General features: G+C 69.8%; 1 protein-coding gene. It reads right to left on the reverse strand.

Annotated features, from left to right (window positions below; translation table 11 throughout):
- Positions 1-397: FAD-dependent oxidoreductase (locus ASV53_RS26615; protein WP_141226359.1), on the reverse strand; the 397-nt coding region annotated here is incomplete at both ends.

The raw sequence follows: 397 nt of genomic DNA on the forward strand, positions 1-397 counted from the left end.
CGCCGATCGGGAAGACGCCGTACCCCTTGATCTCGGGGATGCCCGAGCGCTGGAGCAGCTTGAGCGCCCATCCTCCCGCGCCGACGAACACGAAGCGCGCCGTGATCTCGCTCGGGGTGCGACCCACCGTCGTGCGGAAGCCGACCTTCCACAGGCCGTCCTTCTGCCGCTTGAGCGAGCGCACCTCGCAGTTGGTGCGCAGGTCGACGCCGGACGCGCGCAGGTGGCCGAAGAGCTGGTGGGTGAGCGACCCGACGTCGACGTCGGTGCCGGCGGGCACACGCGTCGCGGCGAACGGCTCGCCCTTGCGGCGCTTCTGCATGAGGAGGGGGGCCCACTGGTTGATGACCCGCGAGTCCTCGCTGTACTCGATACCCGAGAACAGCGGCTGGTCCTT

It is taken from the genome of Photobacterium sanguinicancri, assembly GCF_002265265.1.
Lineage (GTDB): Bacteria > Pseudomonadota > Gammaproteobacteria > Enterobacterales > Vibrionaceae > Photobacterium > Photobacterium sanguinicancri.